Annotated in this window: 2 protein-coding genes; one reads left to right on the forward strand and one right to left on the reverse strand. The window is 57.8% G+C overall.

Annotated features, from left to right (window positions below; all coding sequences use genetic code 11):
• Positions 1-75: 75 nt before the first annotated feature.
• A complete protein-coding gene (locus tag ACW9JE_RS30525; protein ID WP_224542209.1) occupies positions 76-750 on the reverse strand; it encodes a histidine phosphatase family protein in 675 nt (224 codons plus the stop codon).
• 362 nt (positions 751-1,112) lie between these two features.
• Here ACW9JE_RS30525 and ACW9JE_RS30530 point away from each other — a divergent pair, with 362 nt between their 5' ends.
• Positions 1,113-1,823: a glutathione binding-like protein gene (locus ACW9JE_RS30530; RefSeq protein ID WP_224542207.1), complete on the forward strand. Its 711-nt coding sequence runs from the start codon at positions 1,113-1,115 to the stop codon at positions 1,821-1,823.
• The last annotated feature ends 62 nt before the right edge of the window (positions 1,824-1,885 follow it).

Below are 1,885 nucleotides of genomic sequence, written 5' to 3' on the forward strand. Positions count from 1 at the left end.
TACAGGTCTTGGCGCGATGCAATCTGTAGGAGCGAGGCTTGCCCGCGAAGAGGCCCTGTCAGGCACCACAAAAACTCAGGTCGGACAAGTCTCCCGCCCATTATCCAACCCCTGCTTGTAGCTCTGGCTCTGCACACTGGCCTTGCCGTTGTGCCAGGTCAGGGTCAGGACATACAGCGAGTCATAGTCGCCGGATTCCCAGTCTTCGGTGATCTTCTGCTTCTTGCCAACCGCTTCGCCGGCTACTTTGTTGATCAGCTCCGGCAGGTAGCCATGGGACCAGGCGGTGTAGATCACCGAGTTGTGGTACTTGTCGTGAAGCAGTTCATCGGCCAGGTCGCTGGTGTCGTTGGCCGAGTAATCGATGTTCACTGGCAGGCCGAGCTTGATCGCGCTGGGGCTGATGGTCATCAGCGGGCGGATGTAGCTGTAGGAATTGTCCAGTTCACCTTCCTCGACATTACGAGTCGGGTTGGCGGCGAACACGTAGTCGGCCTTGCCGAATTTTTCCGGCAGCAAGGTCGCCAGATCGATGGCGCGGTTCAGACCCTGGCAATTGAGCTGGCCCAGGCCACCGGCGGGTTTTTCCGCGTGACGCAGGAACACCAGCGTCTGGGTGCCATCGGTGGGTTGGGCGGCGTTGACGCGGGATTCGAGCATCAGGAACAACGCGCTGGCCGCCAGCACGGCGGGCAGAAAAATGTAGGCGCGATGTTTGAAGCGATTGGCGCGTTTCAAAAAATTCATCATGGAAAAGTGTTCTTCAGCAAATGGGTTAAGGCTGACAAACCTCTACACCGCGGATGTCCTGGTCCGGGTGTTTTCCATGTCGTGAAACCGGTCCGTTTTCAAAGGGTTAGTGATCAGAGTCCTCTGAAACCCATTGGTTCGATTCCGGCTGGTAAATGCAGCCATTTGTCGGTCACCTTGAACGGGATGTCGCGAAGGTTATCGACAGCATGTTGCGAATTTATGGACAAGGTACAGTGATGGCCGCCCAAGGCCAGTCATCTCTTTCGATCTCCACCATCAGTGAGAATGATGGTTTCATGCCTCGCACTGGCGCCAATCTGCCTTATGATCCTCACTCTCATTTTTCCGTGGATTTGCCCATGACCGATTTGTCTGCATTCCCCATCACCCGGAAATGGCCGGCCAACAATCCGGAGTGGATTCAGCTGTATTCCCTGCCGACCCCCAACGGCGTCAAGGTCTCGATCATGCTCGAAGAGATCGGCCTGCCTTATGAGCCGCATCGCGTGGATTTCGGCAGCAACGATCAGTTGACCCCGGAATTTATTTCGTTGAGCGTCAACAACAAGATCCCGGCGATCCTCGATCCCCACGGCCCGGGCGACAAGCCGCTGCCGCTGTTCGAGTCCGGCGCGATCCTGATGTACCTGGCCGACAAGAGCGGCCAGTTGCTGCCTCAGGACGCCGCCTTGCGTTACGAGACCATTCAGTGGCTGATGTTCCAGATGGGCGGAATCGGCCCGATGTTCGGCCAGCTCGGCTTCTTCAACAAATTCGCCGGCAAGGACTATGAAGACAAGCGTCCTCGCGATCGCTACGTCGAAGAAAGCAAGCGCCTGCTGGGTGTGCTGAACACGCGCCTGGAAGGCCGCGACTGGGTCATGGGCGAGCACTACACCATCGCCGACATCGCGATCTTCCCGTGGGTGCGCAACCTGATCGGCTTCTACGAGGCCGGTGATCTGGTAGGCATCCAGAATTTCCCGAACGTCACCCGCGTGCTGGAGCGCTTCCTGGCGCGGCCGGCGGTCAAGCGTGGGCTGGAGATTCCGAAGCCGATCTCCAATTAACCGCTGAACCCCCTGTGGGAGCGGGCTTGCTCGCGAAAGCGCAGAGTCAGTCAATACATGTG

It is taken from the genome of Pseudomonas sp. SDO55104_S430 (assembly GCF_054070595.1).